Below are 17,081 nucleotides of genomic sequence, written 5' to 3' on the forward strand. Positions count from 1 at the left end.
CCGGGCTCATGGCGTGAGCCCACGAAGATCCCTTCCATCAGCACGGAGTCAGGAAGATGACCAAACACGCCCCGGACGTGTCCGTGAGCCCGCCCAGGAGACGACGTAGCCGCTACGTCCTCGCGCCGCTCGTCCTCATCGCGGCCAATGTCGTGCTCTTCTCGCTGTTCTTCGTCTGGCCGGCGGTGATCGGGTTCGTCTACTCCTTCACGAACTACACGGGCGTGGGGGCGTTCCAGTTCGTGGGGCTGGAGAACTACCACAACCTCGTCGGCGACTCCACGTTCTACGACGCGCTGACCCGGACGCTGCTGTACGCGGTGCTCTTCGTCCCGCTGAACTTCGGGCTCTCGCTGCTCGCCGCCAACCTGGTGGTGAACAAGCACGCCAAGGGCGCGTCGGTGGCCCGCGTCATCTTCTTCATCCCGTGGCTGCTGTCGCCCATCGTCGTGGGCGTCCTGTGGCGGTGGCTGTTCGGCGAGAACTTCGGACTGGTCAACTATGTCATCGAGAAGCTCGGCGGAAGCGCCGTCCCGTGGCAGTCGAACGCGGACCTGTCGTTGATCGTGGTGGTGATGGCGGCGTCCTGGGCCTGGACGGGCTTCTCGATGCTGCTGTTCATCGCGGCGATCAAGAACGTGCCGGTGTCGTACTACGAGGCGGCCGCGCTCGACGGCGCCGGCCCGTGGCGCCAGTTCATCAGCATCACGCTGCCGAGCATCGCGCCCACCTCGTTCATCGTCATCCTGCTCAACACGATCAACGCGATGAAGGAATACCCGGTGTTCGTCGCCCTCAACAACGGCGGCCCCGGCACCTCGAACAACCTGCTCGTCCAGTACATCTACGAGACCGGCTTCAAACGGGGCCAGATCGGCTACGCGAGCGCCGCGTCGTTCGTGCTCATGCTCATCCTGATGGCCGTCGCGATCGTCCAGCTGATCGTCAACCGGCGGGTGGAGAACCGATGACAACCACAGACATCCCACGCCCGGTCGACGCCGGTTCCGGACGGACCGTCTCCAAGAAGCGGTCCCGCGGCGCGGGCAGCGGCGGAATCCGCCGGGCGGTGTCCGCGACGACACTGCTGTGGATCCTGGCGTGCCTGTACGGGCTTCCGGTGCTGTGGTTCATCCTCAGCTCCTTCAAGCCGGCCAGCGACCTGTTCTCCTATCCGCTGACGCTGGTTCCGCACGACCCCACCCTGTCGGGTTTCAAGGCGGCGTGGGACAGCGCCAACTTCTCCCAGTACTTCATCAACACCGCCATCGTGTGCGTGATCACGACGATCCTCACGGTGGGCGTCAGCTGCTGCACCGGATACGCCCTCGCCAAGTACGACAACCGCTGGCTCAAGGCGTTCTTCATCTGCATCCTGGCCACCACGATGCTGCCGGGCGAGGTCATGCTCGCCCCGGAGTTCCTGGTGGTCCGCAACCTCGGCCTCTACAACTCCTTCGCCGGCATCATCCTCCCGGCCGTGCTCACCGCGACCGGATGCTTCATGTTCCGGCAGTTCTTCCTGACGGTGCCCGACGAACTCGTGGAAGCCGCGCGCATCGACGGCGCGCGCGAGCTGTCGATCTTCCTGAGGATCATGGTGCCGATCTCCCGGCCCATCATGCTGACCCTCGCCATCCTGTCCTTCCAGTGGCGGTGGAACGACTACATCTGGCCGCTGCTGATGCTCAACGACCCGAACAAGTTCACCGTGCAGATCGGCATCCAGAGCATCGTCGGCGCGCAGAACATCAACTGGTCGGTACTGCTCGGCGCCTCGGTGATCTCCATGATCCCCCTGATCCTCGTCTTCCTCGTCTTCCAGCGCTACGTCATGGGCGCCGACATCAACGCCGGACTGAAGGACTGACCGTGCCCACCCAGCTCGACCACGACTTCGTCCGTGCGGTGGCCCGCGCCGCCGACCGGGCGGCCGTCCCGCTGGCCGACCGCCCCGACGAGGACCCCGCCGGAGCGCCCCACCGCGTCCTGGCACACCGGGTGAAGACGCTGATCGCGGCGTACCGTTCCCCGGACTCGGCCCTGCACGGCAGCAGCCGGGCCGTCGCCGCGGCGACGACCCAGCTGCGCGCCCTGCTGGCCGTGCAGACGTCCACCGGCCTCTTCGCCGGCGGCGACAACGTGCAGTCACCGCCGGACTCCGCCTTCACCGTCAACGACGTGTGCGACGCGCACGTCCTCGCCGCGGGCGCCGGGCCCGAACTGGACGAGGTCACGGCCGTGCTCGCCGAGATCGCAGGCGCCGCCTCCGGCAGCCTCCTGACCGGCGGGATCCACACCCCGAACCACCGCTGGGAGCTGTCCGCGGCCCTGGCCCGGCTGCACCGCTCGTTCCCCGACGACCGGCTGCTCGACCGCGTCGAGGAGTGGCTCGCCGAGGGCGTCGACATCGACGCGGAGGGCCTCTACTCGGAACGCAGCGCCAACTACGCGGCCCACGTCTCCAACCCCTCGCTGCTGCTGCTGGCCGGCGTCCTCGGCCGCGCCGACCTGCTGGGCGCCGTCGAACGCAACCTCACCGCCACCCTGGACCTCATCAGACCGGACGGCACGGTGGAGACCGTCCACTCGCGACGGCAGGACCAGCACCACCCGTTCCCGCTGGCGCCCTACCTGCCCCACTACCGGCTGCTCGCGGTCCGCACCGGCCGGGGCGACTTCGCCCGCGCGGCGCGGCTGGCGGCCGCCGGCGGCATCGACGACCCCGGCCTGCTCGCCGAGACCCTCCTCACCCCGGACCTGTGCCGCGCACTGCCCGCACCGGCCGCGCAGACACTGCCCCGCGACCGGTACGTCACCACCGCGCGCCTGGCCACCCGCGCCTCGGCCACCGCGCACACGGTGGTGTACGGCGGCTCCGACGTGCCCGAACACCGGCGCATCCGCTCGGGCCTCGCCTGCAACCCCACCTTTCTGCGGCTGTTCGCGGGCGACGCCGTGCTCGACGCGGTCCGGCTCTCGCGGGGATTCTTCGACCTGGGCCCCTTCCGCGCCGCCGACATGGAGCGGCTCGCCGGCAACCGCTACCGGCTCAGCGAGACCCTCACGGCCGCCTACTACCAGCCGCTCGCCAAGGACCGACGGCGCGACGACGGCGCCTACCGGCTGGCGGACGAGGGCCGTTTCTCGGCCGCCATGTCCTTCGCGGAGCGGCCCCGGGACGAGGTCTCGCACACCACCCGGGTCGAGGTGGAGCTGCGGGAGGACGGCGCCGACCTGCGCATCGACATCAGCGGACCGCGGGTGCCCTGGGCGCTGGAGCTGACGTTCCGGCCCGGTGGCGTGACGGAGGGCGCCGAACCGATCGGCGACGGACGCCGGTGCCTGACGACCGGGCCGATGACCTACCGGGTCGGCGACGACGAGATCCGGGTCGAGGCCGACGTCGAGGCAGGCGAACCGCTCGCCGGGCCGGACCGGAGCGACGTGCTGCGGTACGACCCCGGCCAGGACCACACCGTGGTGGGCGGCACCGACGCGACGACGGGCAACCGCGTCTACCTCGGTGGACTCGGCCCGCACACCCTGACCGTCGCACTGCGCGCGGGACGGTCCGCACCGGCGGTGTGACACGGCGTCCGCGCCGCCGGCCCGCCGGGCGTCACCGGAGACCGGCGCCGGCCGTCAGACGGGCAGCCCGAGCAGTCCCCAGCCGCGTCGCGCCGCCTCGTCGACCACCACCGCCCACTCGCGCAGCAGCACCGTGAACGCGTCGAAGTCCGCGACCCACCCGCCCGGGCGCGCCGCGTGCCGGTCGAACACCGGGCGCAGCCCCTCCAGCAGGGGCTCCGCCCGGGCCCAGTGAGCGGCGACCCCGGGCACGCCGTCGGGCGGCCGCACGAGGAGCAGCCGCGGGCGCCACGCAGCGCGGTCCGAGGCGAACAGGCCGGACTCCGGCACGTCGTCCCCGGACCGGACCAGGGGGAGCAGGAAGCCGTCCAGGGCGTCCCGCAGCGCCGGGTCGGCGAACCCGCGGGCGGCCTCCCAGCCCTCGCCCGCCCAGAAGTGCGGCGCGTACGACCCGGTGGTGCTGTGGAACTCGTAGCGGCCGCACCAGGGAATCGCCGGCGAGGCGGGGAACACCCATCCCACCTCGGGCGCGGCCCGCGGATCCGGGCCGTCGGGGCAGGCGGCCTCGTCCAGCAGCTCCTGCCGCCCGGCCGCCGGCGTCGCCTCCAGCCGGCCCCAGTCCAGCGCCAGCACGGTGAGGTCAAGCCCCATCCGGTGCCCCTGCCCGGACCACCAGGTCGGCCCGGTCCCGCGTCGTCGCCACCAGCTCGGCGTTGAGCCGGTCGCTGCGGCGCACCCAGGCCACCGCCTCCTCGTGCGCCTTGCCGAACTCCTCGTGCCGCGCGACCAGCCGGCGGACGCGCTCGTCCTCGTCCGTCTCGCAGAACCACACCTCGTCCAGCGCTGCCCGCACCCGCGCCCACGCCCCCGTGCCGAGGAGCAGGTAGTTCCCCTCGGTGACGACCAGCCGCACCTCGGGCGGGACGGGCACGGCCCCCGCGAGCGGCTGCTCCAGCACCCGCTCGAAGCCCGGCGCGTACACGATGTCCCCGTCGTCCGCCTCCGCCCGCAGCCGGTGCAGCAGCGCCGCGTAACCCGCCGCGTCGAAGGTGTCCGGCGCGCCCTTGCGGTCCCGTCGGCCGAGGCGGTCCAGCTCGACGTCCGCGAGGTGGAAGCCGTCCATCGGGACCTGCGCCGCCCAGGGCTCCCCGGCGCCGTTCAGCGCCCGCACCAGGCGCTCGGCGAGGGTGGTCTTGCCCGCGCCGGGGCTTCCGGCGATGCCGAGCAGGGTGCGCCGGCCGCGGTCCCCGGCCAGGGAACGGGCCCGCAGGACCAGATCGTCGAAAGTGAGCACACAGCAGAGTGTCGCAGTCTCCTGGCAGGAGACCCGCAAGGAGAGGAGGACGCACGTGTCCGACGACGAGACGCAGATCCGCACCCTGATCACCCGCTGGGCCGACGCCGTCCACCGGGGCGACCTCGACACGGTCGTCGACCACCACGCCGAGGACCTGGTGATGTACGACGTGCCCGCGCCCCACGAGGGCATCCGGGGCCTCGCCGCCTACCGGGCCGCCTGGCCGCCGTTCTTCGTCTGGCAGGCCCAGGGCGCCTGCTTCGACATCGACACCCTGGACGTCACCGCCGGTCACGACGTCGCCTACGCCCACGCCCTGCTGCGCTGCGGCACGCCCGAGGAGCTCGCGGACTGCCCCGGCCTGCGGCTGCGGCTCACGTTCGGCCTGCGCAAGGAGGGCGGCCGCTGGCTGATCGCGCACGAGCACCACTCGTTCCCCCACGAGTGACCGTCGAGGGCCACGACGACGCGCCACGACGACCGGCCACGACGAGGGCCACGGCCGGCGGCGGCCGGGTGGCGGTCACGGAAGGGAGTGTGGCGCGCGCCACACCGTTGGGAGACGCGTTGTGGGGGAACCGGCCCTGTATGACGACGACGCTCGGTCTTCCCGACGACATCCAGGCCTGCCTCTTCGACCTCGACGGGGTCGTCACCCGGACGGCGGTGGTGCACGCGGCCGCCTGGAAGGAGACCTTCGACGCGTTCCTGCACGCGCGCGACGGCGCGGGCTACCGGCCCTTCGACCCCGCCGACGACTACGACGAGTACGTCGACGGCCGGCCCCGCGCCGACGGCGTCCGCACCTTCCTCGCCTCCCGAGGCATCGAACTGCCCGAGGGCGACCCCGCCGACCCGCCCGACGCGCAGACCGTCCACGGGCTCGGCAACCGCAAGAACGAGCTGCTCCTCGAGCGGATCCGCACCGAGGGCGTCGAGCCGTACGACGGCACCCTGCGCTACATCGAGGCGGCACGCGCGCGTGGCCTGCGCACGGCGATCGTCTCCTCCAGCGCCAACACCCGCGACGTGCTGCGCTCCCTCCACGCCGAGCACCTCTTCGACGTCCGGATCGACGGCGTCGTGGCGGCCGAGCGCGGCCTGCCCGGCAAGCCGCACCCCGACACCTTCCTGGCCGCCGCCCGCGACCTGGGCGTCGAACCCGCCCGCGCGGCCGTCTTCGAGGACGCGCTGGCCGGCATGGACGCGGGCCGCGCCGGGAACTTCGGTCACGTCGTCGGCGTTGACCGGGTCGGACAGACCGACGCGCTGTACGCGCACGGCGCGGACGTCGTCGTCAAGGATCTGGACGACCTCATCGGGCAGGGAGGGGACGCGTGATCACCGACCGGTCCTACACCGTCGAGCCGTGGTGCGTGCGCGAGACGCAGCTCGACCTGGACGTCCTCGCCCAGAGCGAGTCCGTGTTCGCGCTCTCCAACGGGCACGTCGGCTGGCGCGGCAACCTCGACGAGGGCGAGCCGCACGGCCTGCCCGGCTCCTACCTCAACGGCGTGCACGAGCTGCACCCCCTGCCCTACGCCGAGGCGGGCTACGGCTACCCCGAGTCCGGGCAGACGGTCATCAACGTCACCAACGGCAAGATCCTGCGACTCCTGGTCGACGACGAGCCCTTCGACCTGCGCTACGGCCGGCTCGTCGCGCACGAGCGGGTGCTCGACCTGCGGCGCGGCGTGCTGGAGCGCACCTGTGAGTGGACCTCGCCGGCCGGCTCCACGGTCCGGGTGCGCTCGACGCGGCTGGTGTCGCTCGCCCAGCGGGCCGTCGCCGCCGTCGCCTACGAGGTGGAGGCCGTCGGCAGCCGCTCCCGGGTGGTGATCCAGTCCGAGCTGGTGGCCAACGAGAGCCTGCCCGACCCCGACGGCGACCCGCGCGCGGCCCGCGCCCTGAAGTCGCCGCTGGAACCCGAGGAGGACGTCGCGGTGGGCCGTCGGCTGCGGCTGGTCCACCGCACGAAGCGCAGCGGGCTGCGCGTCGCCGTGGCCGCCGACCACGAGGTGAGCGGCCCCGAGCGGACCACCCTCAGCAGCGAGAGCAACGTCGACGTGGCCCGGCTCACCGTCACCTCCGTGCTGGAGCCCGGCCAGCGGCTGCGGGTGGAGAAGCTCGTCGCCCACGGCTGGTCCGGCGTGCGCTCCCGGCCCGCGATGAGCGATCAGGTGGAGGCCGCCCTCGCCGCGGCCGGGCACAGCGGCTGGGAGGGCCTCCTCGAGGAACAGCGTGCCTACCTGGACGACTTCTGGACCCGCGCGGACGTCGAGGTGGACGGCGACGAGGAGATCCAGCAGGCCGTCCGCTTCGCCCTCTTCCACGTGCTGCAGGCCGGCGCCCGCGCCGAGCAGCGGGCCATCCCCGCCAAGGGGCTGACCGGCTCCGGCTACGACGGCCACGCCTTCTGGGACACCGAGACGTTCGTGCTGCCCCTGCTCACCTACACCGCGCCCGTGGCGGTCGCCGAGGCCCTGCGCTGGCGGCAGAACACCCTGCCCGCGGCCCGGGAGCGCGCGGCCCAGCTCGGGCTGCGCGGCGCCGCCTTCCCCTGGCGGACCATCGAGGGGTCCGAGGGCTCTGCGTACTGGCCGGCCGGGACCGCGGCCTTCCACGTCAACGCCGACATCGCCGACGCCGTGGTGCGGTACGTGGAGGCCACCGGAGACCGCGACTTCGAACGGACCACGGGCGTCGAGCTGCTGACCGAGACGGCCCGGCTGTGGCGGGCGCTCGGGCACCACGACGCGCACGGTCACTTCCATATCGACGGAGTCACCGGCCCCGACGAGTACAGCGCGGTCGCCGACGACAACGTGTACACCAACCTCATGGCCAGGGCGAACCTCCTCGCGGCCGCGGCGGCCGTCGAACGCCATCCGCAGGAGGCCGCCGCGCTGGGCGTCGACGACGAGGAGAGCGCGGCCTGGCGGGACGCCGCCGAGGCGATGTCCGTGCCCTACAACCACGATCTCGGCGTCCACGAGCAGCACGCCGGCTTCACCCGCTACCAGCACTGGGACTTCGACGGCACCCGCCCCGACCAGTACCCGCTGCTGCTGCACTTCCCGTACTTCGACCTCTACCGCAAGCAGGTGATCAAGCAGGCCGACCTCGTCCTGGCGATGTACACCTGCGACGGGCACTTCGACGACGAGCAGCTCGCCCGCAACTTCGCCTACTACGAGCCGCTGACCGTCCGCGACTCCTCGCTGTCCGCCTGCTGCCAGGCGGTCGTCGCCGCCCAGGCCGGGCATCTGCGGCTGGCCTACGAGTACACGGCCGAGGCCGCGCTGATGGACCTGGCCGACCTCGAGCACAACACGCGGGACGGACTGCACATCGCGTCCCTGGCCGGCACCTGGACGGCCCTGGTCGCCGGGTTCGGCGGACTGCGCAGGGACACGGACAGCCTGCGGTTCGCCCCCCGGCTGCCGGAGCGGTTCAGCCGCCTCGCCTTCAGCGTGCAGGTGCTCGGCCGCTGTCTGCGGGTGGAGATCGGCCCGGAGAAGACCGCGTACACCCTGCTGTCCGGGGCTCCGCTGACGATCCGCCACCACGGCGAGCCCGTGCACGTCAACGGGGACGGCCCCGTCGTGCGTCCCGCGCCGCCGGTCCCGGCACGTCCGGCGCCCAGCCAGCCGACGCACCGGGGACCCAACTTCCGCTGACTCCGCAGCGCCCTCAGTCGCGCACCCCGTGGTCCCTGCGGTACCTGACGATCTGCTGGGCGGGGTCGCCCGTGCAGGACCACGGCATGCGCGTCGCCCGGCGGCCGAGGCGGGCCAGGAGCGGGGCCGCCACGTCGGCGACCCGCGCCGCGCACGCCGCGTGGGCCAGGTGGTTGACGTCGCGCAGCTCACCGGGGGCGACGGCGGCCTCCTGGCGGCCGGCGAGCCAACGGTCCCACGTGCGGCGGACGTCGCTGACCGCGCCGTCGTTGTTCCAGTGCTGGGCGAGGGCCACCGAGGCGGGACGCCCGGACGCGGTGTCGACGGCGTGGCGGAACTCCTCCACGCGCGCGTACTGCACCAGCACCGGCAGGGGGCAGCCCGGCGGAGCCACCCCCGCCGCGTCCCGGGCGAAGTCGTACATCAGCCCGTGCGAGCCGTGCCAGCGGGCGGAGTAGTAGTGCAGGACCTGGAGGTGCCCCTCCATGCTGTAGGGGTCGCGCTGGTGCAGCTCGTCCCACCAGCGGGCCAGTTCCTGCCGCCGCACCCCCGCGGGGTAGAGGCGGGCGACCGAGATCAGCGAGGTCCACGGCGTCGGGTCGTCCAGATAGGCCTCGGTCGCGGCCAGACACGCCAGGACAGCGCCGTCGACCCGTGTCTGGTCGATCGGCGCGCCCCGGCCCGCGGAGATGGCCAGGTTGAACGCCCGGGCCGTCTCCGTGGCCGCGCGCAGCACCAGCGCGTCGGCGCTGTGCGGCTCGGCGGCCAGCCAGGTCTCCACCGTGGAACTGCTCGCGCAGGCCTGCGCGAGCATCCGCATGCGGTGGCCGCGGGCGAGCCAGTCGGGCCCGGTCGACCGCAGCAGGTCCCGCAGGCCCTGCCAGCGCCCGATGACGATGTCGTGCTTGACGGAGGAAAGCGGGGCGTCCCCGCAGTCGGGGTCGAAATCGGGAGCGAAGCGGTCCCGCGCCATCACGTTCCTTCTCAGAAGTCGGTGGAGAGGCCCTCGTGGGCGGCCGTTCGCCCGTCCGGGCGGTCGTCGGGCACATAGCCGGCCTCGACGGTCCGTGCGGCGTCCAGCCGGGCGGGCCGGTAGTAGTCACTGCCCTGCCGCCAGTACCAGAGCATCGGCACGAGGCCCACGGCGAGCCCGCCGATGCCGATCGCGATCGCGGTGGGCGCCAGTTCGCCGAGCGACTCCACGAACACCCAGAACATGAACACGGATCCGAACAGCGGCCACAGCCCGCCGAGGAGGAAGTCCGACGGCGACCTCAGCAGCGTCCTGCGGTACGCGACGACGGCCGCCAGACCCGCGAGGCCGTAGTAGACGGCGATCTGCAGGCCGATCGCCGAGATCGCGTCGGCGAGGATGTCGCCCACCGAGCCCAGTGCGTTGGAGGCGACGAACAGGACCAGCGCCACCGCGCCCACCACCACGATGGCCACCCAGGGCGTGTTCCAGGTGCGGTGCACCCGGCCCAGCGCGGACGGCATCGTACGGTCGCGGCCCATCGCGAACAGTGAGCGAGTGACCTGGATCAGGGTCGTCTCCAGCGTGGCGACCGTGGACAGCATCACGGCCACGATCAGCAGTTTGCCGCCCCAGCCCGGCCACACCTCTTCCCCCAGCACCGCCAGCACGTTCGCGTCGTTGTCGTCGATCTGCTGCGAGCTGAGGACGATGTTCACCGCGACGGTGAAGACCTCGAAGAGGAGGAACACGACGCCCACGCCGATCAGTCCCGCCAGACCGGTCGTACGGCGGCTGTTGCGGGTCTCCTCGCTGAGGTTGCTGGTGACGTCCCAGCCCCAGTAGTAGAACGCGGCGACCAACGCGCCCGCGGCGAAGCCGGAGACCCCGTCGAAGTGGCCGAAGCCGAACCAGGACCAGTCGAACGGCAGGGAGTTGTCCGTGTGGAACAGGCAGAGCACCGCGAACAGCGCCAGGATCGCCAGCTCGATGCCCGACATGATCAGCTGGGCCCGGACGGTGAGCCGGGCCCCGCCCAGCACCACCGCCAGCATCACGACGAACCAGGCGGCCCCGACCACGGTGGACAGCGCGGTGTTCGCGGCGAGGTCCTCGTCGAACAGGGCCAGCGTCATCGACCCGGCCGGCAGTGACCCCGCCACCATGAAGATGGTCGCCGAGATCACCAGCGCCCAGCCGCTGATGAAACCGAGGAAGGGGTGGAGCGTGCGCCCCACCCAGGAGTAACTGGCGCCCGCGTTCACGTCGATCCGGCTGAGCCTGCTGAACGCCAGCGCGATGCCCAGCATGGGTATCGCGCAGTACAGCAGGGCCGCCGGGCCGGCCAGGCCCACGGCGCCCGCCAGGACGGCCGTGGTGGCGGCGATGGAGTAGGCGGGGGCGCTGCCCGCGATCGCCATCACCACCGTGTCGAAGGTGCTCAGCACGTTCGCCTGAAGCCCTCTGCCGGTGCTGTTGCTCATGGTTGGCGCTGCTTTCGTCGTGCACGCCGGGGGAGGGAGGGGCCCGGCGGTGAATGGGGGGTGAAGGGTGGGACGTGGAGCCGTGTGGAGCGCCGCCGCGCGCGAGGGATGGCCTCGGGAACGTCGGCGGGGAGGGGCGCGCAAGGACACTGTTTCAGCACTGCGTCGGCGGACGGTTACACCGAGTGTGCGAGTGACTATAGCCGCAACTCTTGAGCTTTCAAGATTGACGGGTGGGTAATCTTCACGGCCGACCGTGCAGGTGGCATGTGTCGTGATTGGAGCGGGCCGCACGGGAAACGCGGACGGGGAGAACAGCAGGCCGGCCGACGAGGAGGCACCATGGGCACGGAGTCCGAGGCGATGGGCGACGACGTCTACCAGCCCACCGGATCCAACGAGGAGCAGGAGGACGCGGCTCCGCTCGACCTCCAGGACGCCGTCGACGAACGCACCTACGACGACGCCCTGGACGAGGGTTACTCCCCGCCGGAGAAGCCGCTCGGCGTCACCAAGCACGGCACGACCGCGGCCGAGCAGCATGACGGTGAGAGCCTCGACCAGCGCCTCGCCCAAGAGGTCCCGGACGTGTCGGAGCCGGCCGGGGACGGCGTCGGCGACCTGCCCGGCGGCGAGGGCGAGCCGGTCGACCCCGAGGCCGGCGACCGGCGCGCGGGCCGTCTCGTCGCCCCCGACGAGGGCGCCCACCCGGACGCCGTCAAGGAGGAGATCGCCGAGGACGTCGGCATCGACGGCGGGGCGGCGGCCGCCGAGGAGGCCGCCGTCCACATCGTCGAGGAGTAGGCAGGCCCGCCGGGGAGCGGCGGCGCCGCCCCGGTCAGTCGTCCATCCGCTCCAACTGCCGCAGCCGGTTGGTGGCGTCGAGGGCGGCGACCTTGTACGACTCCGCCAGCGTCGGGTAGTTGAACACCGCGTCGACGAGATAGTCGACGGTCCCGCCGCAGCCCATCACCGTCTGCCCGATGTGGATCAGTTCGGTGGCGCCCGTGCCGAAGCAGTGCACGCCGAGCAGGGTGCGGTCCTCGGGGGAGACCAGCAGCTTGAGGACGCCGTGCGCGTCGCCGATGATCTGCCCGCGGGCCAGTTCGCGGTATCGGGCGACGCCCACCTCGAACGGCACGCGCTCCTCGGTGAGCTGGTCCTCCGTCCGCCCGACGAAGCTGATCTCCGGGATGGTGTAGATGCCGATCGGCTGCAGATGGTGCATGCGTCCGACGGGCTCGCCGCAGGCGTGGTACGCGGCCGCCCTGCCCTGTTCCATCGCCGTGGCGGCGAGGGCCGGGAAACCGATGACGTCACCGACGGCGTAGATGTGCCCGACCGGTGTGCGGTAGTGCTCGTCAACCTCGATCCGCCCTCGCGGGTCCGCCGTCAACCCCGCCTTGTCCAGGTCGAGTTCGTCGGTGAGCCCCTGTCGGCCCGCCGAGTACATCACCGCGTCCGCCGGTATCTTCTTGCCGCTCTCGAGGACGGTCAGCGTGCCACGCTGATGCCGTTCCACCGCGGCCACCGTCTCCCCGAAGCGGAAGGCCACCGCCAGGTCCCTCAGGTGGTACTTGAGCGACTCGATGACCTCGACGTCGCACATGTCGAGCATCCCGGCCCGCTTCTCCACCACCGTCACCTTGCTGCCGAGCGCGGCGAACATGCTGGCGTACTCCATGCCGATCACGCCGGCGCCGACGATGACCATCGACTGCGGCACCCGCTCGATCGTCAGGACGTTGTCGGAGTCCAGGATGGTCCGGCCGTCGAACTCGACGCTGTCCGGGCGGGCCGGCCGGGTGCCCGTGGCGATCACGATGTGCTCGGCGCTGATCAGCCGCTCCTGGCCGGTGACCTCCCGCAGGGCGATCGTGTGGTCGTCGACGAAGCGGCCGGTGCCGGCGAAGAGGGCGACGTGGTTGCGGGACAACTGGCTGCGGATGACGTCGATCTCACGGCTCACCACGTGCTGGGTGCGGGCGGTCAGATCGGCGACGGTGATGTTCTCCTTCAGCCGGTAGCTCTGACCGTACAGATCGCGCTGGGTGAGGCCGGTCAGATAGAGCACCGCCTCGCGCAGCGTCTTGGAGGGAATGGTGCCGGTGTGCAGGGAGACCCCGCCGACCATGTCGGGGCGGTCGACGACGGCGACCCGGCGGCCCAGTTTGGCCGCGGCGATGGCGGCCTTCTGACCGCCGGGACCTGATCCGAGGACGAGCATGTCGAAGTCGGGCATCCTCCGCAGTCTGGCAGTGCGGGGGCGCCCAGGGAAAGGGCGGCGGAAGATCTTCCGGCGCGGATTGCGGCGCGGGTTCCGTCGGCCGTCTTGGCGGAGGTGCCGAGGGCGGTACTAGGGGAGCACCTTCTCGATCGCGCCGGGACCCTCCTCGTCGAGCTTGCGCCGGGCCCACGCGAGGTTGCGCGGGGTGAGGTCGCGGCCGGTGGCGAGGACCATGTCCTCCGGCGAGACCTCGGTCCCGGTGCGGGTGTGGAGCAGGCTGTCCGGGGTGGCGCGGTCCGGCGAGGGCCGGGCGGCGCCGGGCTGTGACGTCGGCATGGTGTCTGCTCCTCGCGTCCGAAGGAATGTACTAACACCATTCATCCTGCGGCCGCGCCCCGCAATCCCGATCATCCCCGTCCGAGATGCCGCGGTGATCGTGCGGGCGTGTAATGGGCTGTGTCGGGGCGACCCAACCACTGTGCGGTGACCCCGCACGGCATGGAAGGCCCAGCTCATGGAACCCACCACTGCCGGGAAACCCCAACGGGGGGCACTGCGCAGACTCGGCGCCTGGTGCGCCCGCCACTTCCTCGTCGTGATCATCGCCTGGCTGGTGGCGCTGGTCACCTTCCAGGTGGTCGACCGAGCCGTCGGCGGCACCTTCGAGGACGATTTCGCGCTCTCGGACACGCAGTCCCAGAAAGGGCTCGACGTCCTCCAGGAGCACGACCCGCAGGCCGGCGGATACAGCGCGCAGATCGTCATGCACGACGACGCGCAGGCGCTCGCCGCGCTGAGTTCGCAGATGTCCACCGCGGTCGGCGACCTGCAGAAGCTGCCCCATGTCCTGTCCGTGCAGAACCCCCTCTCGCAGAGCCCCACCAAGGTCGGCCCGGTGTCGAGCGACGGCAAGACCGGCTACATCACCATCCGGTTCAGCCAGCAGCCCAACACCCTGGGCGACGCCTACCTGAACGGCGTGGACAAGGCCGTGCAGCCGCTGCGGGCGGCCGGCGCCGACGTCGAGTACGGCGGCTCGCTCGGCGAACTGGCCCGGCCCAAGGCCAACGACTTCATCAGCGAGGGGATCGGCTTCGCGGTCGCCGTCGTCGTCCTGCTCGTCGGCTTCGGCAGCGTCATCGCGGCCGGACTGCCCCTGATCACCGCGCTGATCGGGGTCGTCGGAGGTCTCGCCGTCCTCGGGCTGCTGGCCGCCGCGTTCACCTTCGCGACGGTCTCCCCGACCCTCGCCACCATGATCGGCCTTGGCGTCGGGATCGACTACGCCCTGTTCCTCATCACCCGGCACCGGCAGAGCCTGATCGACGGCGCGGATCCCGCCGAGGCGGCCGGCCACGCCACCGCCACCAGCGGCCGCGCCGTCCTGGTCTCCGGCACCACCGTGATCATCGCGCTGGCCGGCCTCTACGCGTCCGGAGTCTCCTTCATCGGCAAACTCGGCGTCGCCGCCGCCGTCACCGTCGTCTCCGCCGTGATCGCGGCGCTCACCCTCGTGCCCGCCATGCTCGGGCTCATCGGCCGCAGCATCGACCGCTGGCATGTGCGCAGACCCGTCGCCGAGACCGACGCCGAACCCGGCGCCACCCCGCACGGCACCTGGCACCGGTACGCCAAACGGGTCGAACGCAGACCCTGGCAGTACCTAGGGGGAGGGGTCGCCGTCATCGCCGTCCTCGCCATCCCCGTCTTCTCCATCCAGCTCGGCCACATCGGCGACGGCGCCGACCCGACGTCCTTCACCGACCGGCGCGCCTACGACCTGATGACCGACGCCTTCGGACCCGGCTCCAACGGCCCCCTCACGATCGTCGTCGACCAGACGTCCGTCCCCTCCGACAAACGCTCCGCCCTGCAGTCCCAGGCGCAGAAGACGCTGAACGCCGTGCCTGACGCGGCCACCGTCACCCCGCTGACGCCCACCCAGGACGGCGACGTGCTGATCGGCACCGTCTACTCGACCCAGGCGCCGCAGGACGCCGTCACCACCGGCCTGACCAACCGGCTCAAGGACACGACGCTGCCCGACGCGGTCTCCGGCTACGATGCCAAGGGCTACGTCACCGGCACCACCGCCGCCCAGGTCGACTTCCGCGACATCGTCGCCAGCCGGCTCCCGCTGATCATCTGCGTGGTCGTCGGCCTCGCCTTCCTCATCATCCTCGCCGTGTTCCGCGGCCTGCTCGTCGCGGTCAAGGCCGCCGTCCTGAACGTCCTGTCCATCACCGCCTCCTACGGAGTCGTCGTCGCCGTCTTCCAGTGGGGCTGGGGCGGACCCGCGCTGGGAGTCAACGGGGACGTGCCCATCGAGAGCTATGTGCCGATGATGATGTTCGCGATCATCTTCGGCCTCAGCATGGACTACGAGATCTTCCTGCTGTCCCGGGTGCACGAGGCCTGGCTGCGCACCGGGAACGCGAAGGACTCCGTCGCCCACGCCCTGGAGATCACCGCCCGGGTCATCACCTGCGCGGCCCTGATCATGGTGAGCGTGTTCGCGGCCTTCATCATCAGCGACAACATCGTCGTCAAGATGCTGGGCCTGGGACTCGCGGTCAGCGTGCTGATCGACGCGACCGTGGTACGGCTGCTCATGGTGCCCGCCGTGATGACCCTGCTGGGGTCGCACGCCTGGTGGACGCCGCGGTGGCTGGACCGGATCCTGCCGCACATCGACGCCGAGGGCGACGCGGACACCGTCAGCGGGCCGCCGCCGGGATCGGCGCGAGGACCAGCATCGTGACGTCGTCACGGACGTCGGGGCAGTGGCGCGACACGTCCGTCCACACCCGGCCGGCCGTCGTCGCCGGGTCGGCGCCGGCCGCCAGCGCGGGCAGCCGGTCCACGAGCGGGTAGAACACCCCGGCGGCGTCCCTCGCCTCCGAGACGCCGTCGGAGGCGAGGAAGAGCCGGTCGCCGGGGCGCAACGGCACGACGCGCGCGCTGACCGGCGCGCCCTCCGGCAGGCCCAGCCCCAGCGGCGTCCACGGCACGACGTCCACCTCGGAGACCGTGCCGTCGCGCAGCAGCAGCGGCGGGGGATGCCCGCAGGCGACGACGCGCACGGCGTCCGCGTCCGGGGTGAACTCCACCAGGACGGCCGTGGCGAACAGTTCGGCGTGCGCCACCCGCGCCGAGTCCACCACCAGCCTGCGGTCCAGGCGGGCCGCCACCGACTCCAGGTCCGGCTGGTCGAGCACCGCCTCCCGGAACGCCCCGAGAAGCGAGGACACCGTCGCCACCGCCGCCAGCCCGTGCCCCTGCACGTCCCCCAGCACCGCCCGCACCCCGTGGGCGCTCTCGCGCACGTCGAAGAAGTCCCCGCCCACCAGCGTCCCGCGCTGCGCCGCCCGGTACAGTCCGGCGCACCGCACCGGCCCGACCCGTTCGGGCACCGGCGGCGCCAAGGCGCGCTGAGTCGCCACCGCGATGGTGCGCTCGGTGTCCAGCTGGACGTCCCGGCGGCGGCGCACGAACGCCACGAACACGCTCAGCACCGCTACGAAGAACACCGTCAGCACGTCGGTCTGCCCCGGCCGGTCGAGCTGGAACGCGGGCACGTCGAGCATGACGATCACGGCCGCGCCGAGCGCCGCGGTCACCGCGGGGCCGTAGGACAGCACCGCCAGCGGCGGGATCGCGCCCAGCAGGAAGCCGATGTCCAGCGGACTCGGACTGACCAGCGTGGCGACGCACACGCCCGCCACCAGCAGCAGCGGCAGCGCCCGCACCCAGCGGGGCGGCGGTGCGCCCCGCAGCCAGCCCCGCCGCTCCCCGTCCTGTGCTCCCACACCCCCACGCTCCCCCTCGC

General features: G+C 72.0%; 15 protein-coding genes and 1 pseudogene. 9 read left to right on the top strand and 7 right to left on the bottom strand.

What is annotated here, in order from left to right:
• The first annotated feature begins 56 nt into the window (after positions 1 to 56).
• From ACH4ZA_RS11490 to ACH4ZA_RS11500, 3 genes are read left to right on the top strand one after another with little or no spacing between them, the layout of a single operon-like run.
• Entirely contained in the window at positions 57 to 971 is a 915-nt protein-coding gene (locus ACH4ZA_RS11490; RefSeq protein ID WP_398429040.1) for a carbohydrate ABC transporter permease, read from the top strand.
• Positions 968 to 1,870, top strand: a complete 903-nt coding sequence (locus ACH4ZA_RS11495) for a carbohydrate ABC transporter permease (protein WP_057581829.1) — start codon at positions 968 to 970, stop codon at positions 1,868 to 1,870. The genes ACH4ZA_RS11490 and ACH4ZA_RS11495 overlap by 4 nt, the downstream gene beginning before the upstream one ends.
• A 2-nt stretch (positions 1,871 to 1,872) precedes the next feature.
• Positions 1,873 to 3,591 carry a hypothetical protein gene (locus ACH4ZA_RS11500; RefSeq protein WP_398429041.1) on the top strand — a complete coding sequence of 573 codons (1,719 nt, stop codon included), beginning with the start codon at positions 1,873 to 1,875 and terminating at the stop codon, positions 3,589 to 3,591.
• Between the two features lie 54 nt (positions 3,592 to 3,645).
• On the opposite strand, the gene ACH4ZA_RS11505 is transcribed toward ACH4ZA_RS11500, so the two are convergent.
• Positions 3,646 to 4,242, bottom strand: a complete 597-nt coding sequence (locus ACH4ZA_RS11505; protein WP_398429042.1) for a hypothetical protein — start codon at positions 4,240 to 4,242, stop codon at positions 3,646 to 3,648.
• Entirely contained in the window at positions 4,232 to 4,885 is a 654-nt protein-coding gene (locus tag ACH4ZA_RS11510) for a nucleoside/nucleotide kinase family protein (RefSeq protein ID WP_398429043.1), read from the bottom strand. Before ACH4ZA_RS11510 ends, ACH4ZA_RS11505 begins: the two co-directional genes overlap by 11 nt.
• A 55-nt stretch (positions 4,886 to 4,940) precedes the next feature.
• On the opposite strand from ACH4ZA_RS11510, the gene ACH4ZA_RS11515 reads away from it, so the two are divergent.
• From ACH4ZA_RS11515 to ACH4ZA_RS11525, 3 genes are all read left to right on the top strand, one after another.
• The gene (locus ACH4ZA_RS11515; RefSeq protein WP_398429044.1) at positions 4,941 to 5,336 is read left to right on the top strand and encodes a YybH family protein; all 396 of its coding nucleotides are present in this window, start codon (positions 4,941 to 4,943) and stop codon (positions 5,334 to 5,336) included.
• Positions 5,337 to 5,476: 140 nt separating this feature from the next.
• Positions 5,477 to 6,229, top strand: coding sequence for an HAD family hydrolase (locus ACH4ZA_RS11520; RefSeq protein WP_398429045.1), 753 nt, complete (start codon positions 5,477 to 5,479; stop codon positions 6,227 to 6,229).
• Entirely contained in the window at positions 6,226 to 8,568 is a 2,343-nt protein-coding gene (locus ACH4ZA_RS11525) for a glycoside hydrolase family 65 protein (RefSeq protein WP_398429046.1), read from the top strand. Before ACH4ZA_RS11520 ends, ACH4ZA_RS11525 begins: the two co-directional genes overlap by 4 nt.
• Positions 8,569 to 8,581: 13 nt before the next feature.
• Here the strand turns inward: ACH4ZA_RS11525 and ACH4ZA_RS11530 are convergent, their stop codons facing one another.
• Together ACH4ZA_RS11530 and ACH4ZA_RS11535 are read right to left on the bottom strand one after the other, a co-directional pair.
• Positions 8,582 to 9,541 (bottom strand): hypothetical protein, encoded by a 960-nt coding sequence (locus tag ACH4ZA_RS11530; protein WP_398429047.1) that lies wholly within the window; start codon positions 9,539 to 9,541, stop codon positions 8,582 to 8,584.
• Between the two features lie 11 nt (positions 9,542 to 9,552).
• Positions 9,553 to 11,025 carry an APC family permease gene (locus ACH4ZA_RS11535; protein ID WP_398429048.1) on the bottom strand — a complete coding sequence of 491 codons (1,473 nt, stop codon included), beginning with the start codon at positions 11,023 to 11,025 and terminating at the stop codon, positions 9,553 to 9,555.
• Positions 11,026 to 11,367: 342 nt separating this feature from the next.
• Here ACH4ZA_RS11535 and ACH4ZA_RS11540 point away from each other — a divergent pair, with 342 nt between their 5' ends.
• On the top strand, positions 11,368 to 11,829 hold the full coding sequence (locus ACH4ZA_RS11540; protein WP_398429049.1) for a DUF5709 domain-containing protein: 462 nt from the start codon (positions 11,368 to 11,370) through the stop codon (positions 11,827 to 11,829).
• Between the two features lie 34 nt (positions 11,830 to 11,863).
• On the opposite strand, the gene sthA is transcribed toward ACH4ZA_RS11540, so the two are convergent.
• Together sthA and ACH4ZA_RS11550 are read right to left on the bottom strand one after the other, a co-directional pair.
• Entirely contained in the window at positions 11,864 to 13,267 is a 1,404-nt protein-coding gene (sthA, locus tag ACH4ZA_RS11545; RefSeq protein WP_398429050.1) for a Si-specific NAD(P)(+) transhydrogenase, read from the bottom strand.
• Positions 13,268 to 13,381: 114 nt separating this feature from the next.
• Positions 13,382 to 13,588, bottom strand: a complete 207-nt coding sequence (locus ACH4ZA_RS11550) for a hypothetical protein (RefSeq protein ID WP_398429051.1) — start codon at positions 13,586 to 13,588, stop codon at positions 13,382 to 13,384.
• 178 nt (positions 13,589 to 13,766) lie between these two features.
• Here ACH4ZA_RS11550 and ACH4ZA_RS11555 point away from each other — a divergent pair.
• Together ACH4ZA_RS11555 and ACH4ZA_RS11560 are read left to right on the top strand one after the other, a co-directional pair.
• Positions 13,767 to 14,894 (top strand): annotated as a pseudogene (locus ACH4ZA_RS11555) (MMPL family transporter); the annotation flags it as partial.
• Positions 14,895 to 15,035: 141 nt separating this feature from the next.
• Positions 15,036 to 16,013 carry an MMPL family transporter gene (locus ACH4ZA_RS11560; RefSeq protein WP_398429279.1) on the top strand — a complete coding sequence of 326 codons (978 nt, stop codon included), beginning with the start codon at positions 15,036 to 15,038 and terminating at the stop codon, positions 16,011 to 16,013.
• Here ACH4ZA_RS11560 and ACH4ZA_RS11565 read toward each other — a convergent pair.
• Entirely contained in the window at positions 15,970 to 17,061 is a 1,092-nt protein-coding gene (locus ACH4ZA_RS11565) for a PP2C family protein-serine/threonine phosphatase (RefSeq protein ID WP_398429052.1), read from the bottom strand. The two genes, ACH4ZA_RS11560 and ACH4ZA_RS11565, sit on opposite strands and share 44 nt — an antisense overlap.
• Between the last annotated feature and the right edge of the window lie 20 nt (positions 17,062 to 17,081).

The organism is Streptomyces sp. NPDC020597 (assembly GCF_044335095.1).
In the GTDB taxonomy this organism is placed as follows: domain Bacteria; phylum Actinomycetota; class Actinomycetes; order Streptomycetales; family Streptomycetaceae; genus Streptomyces.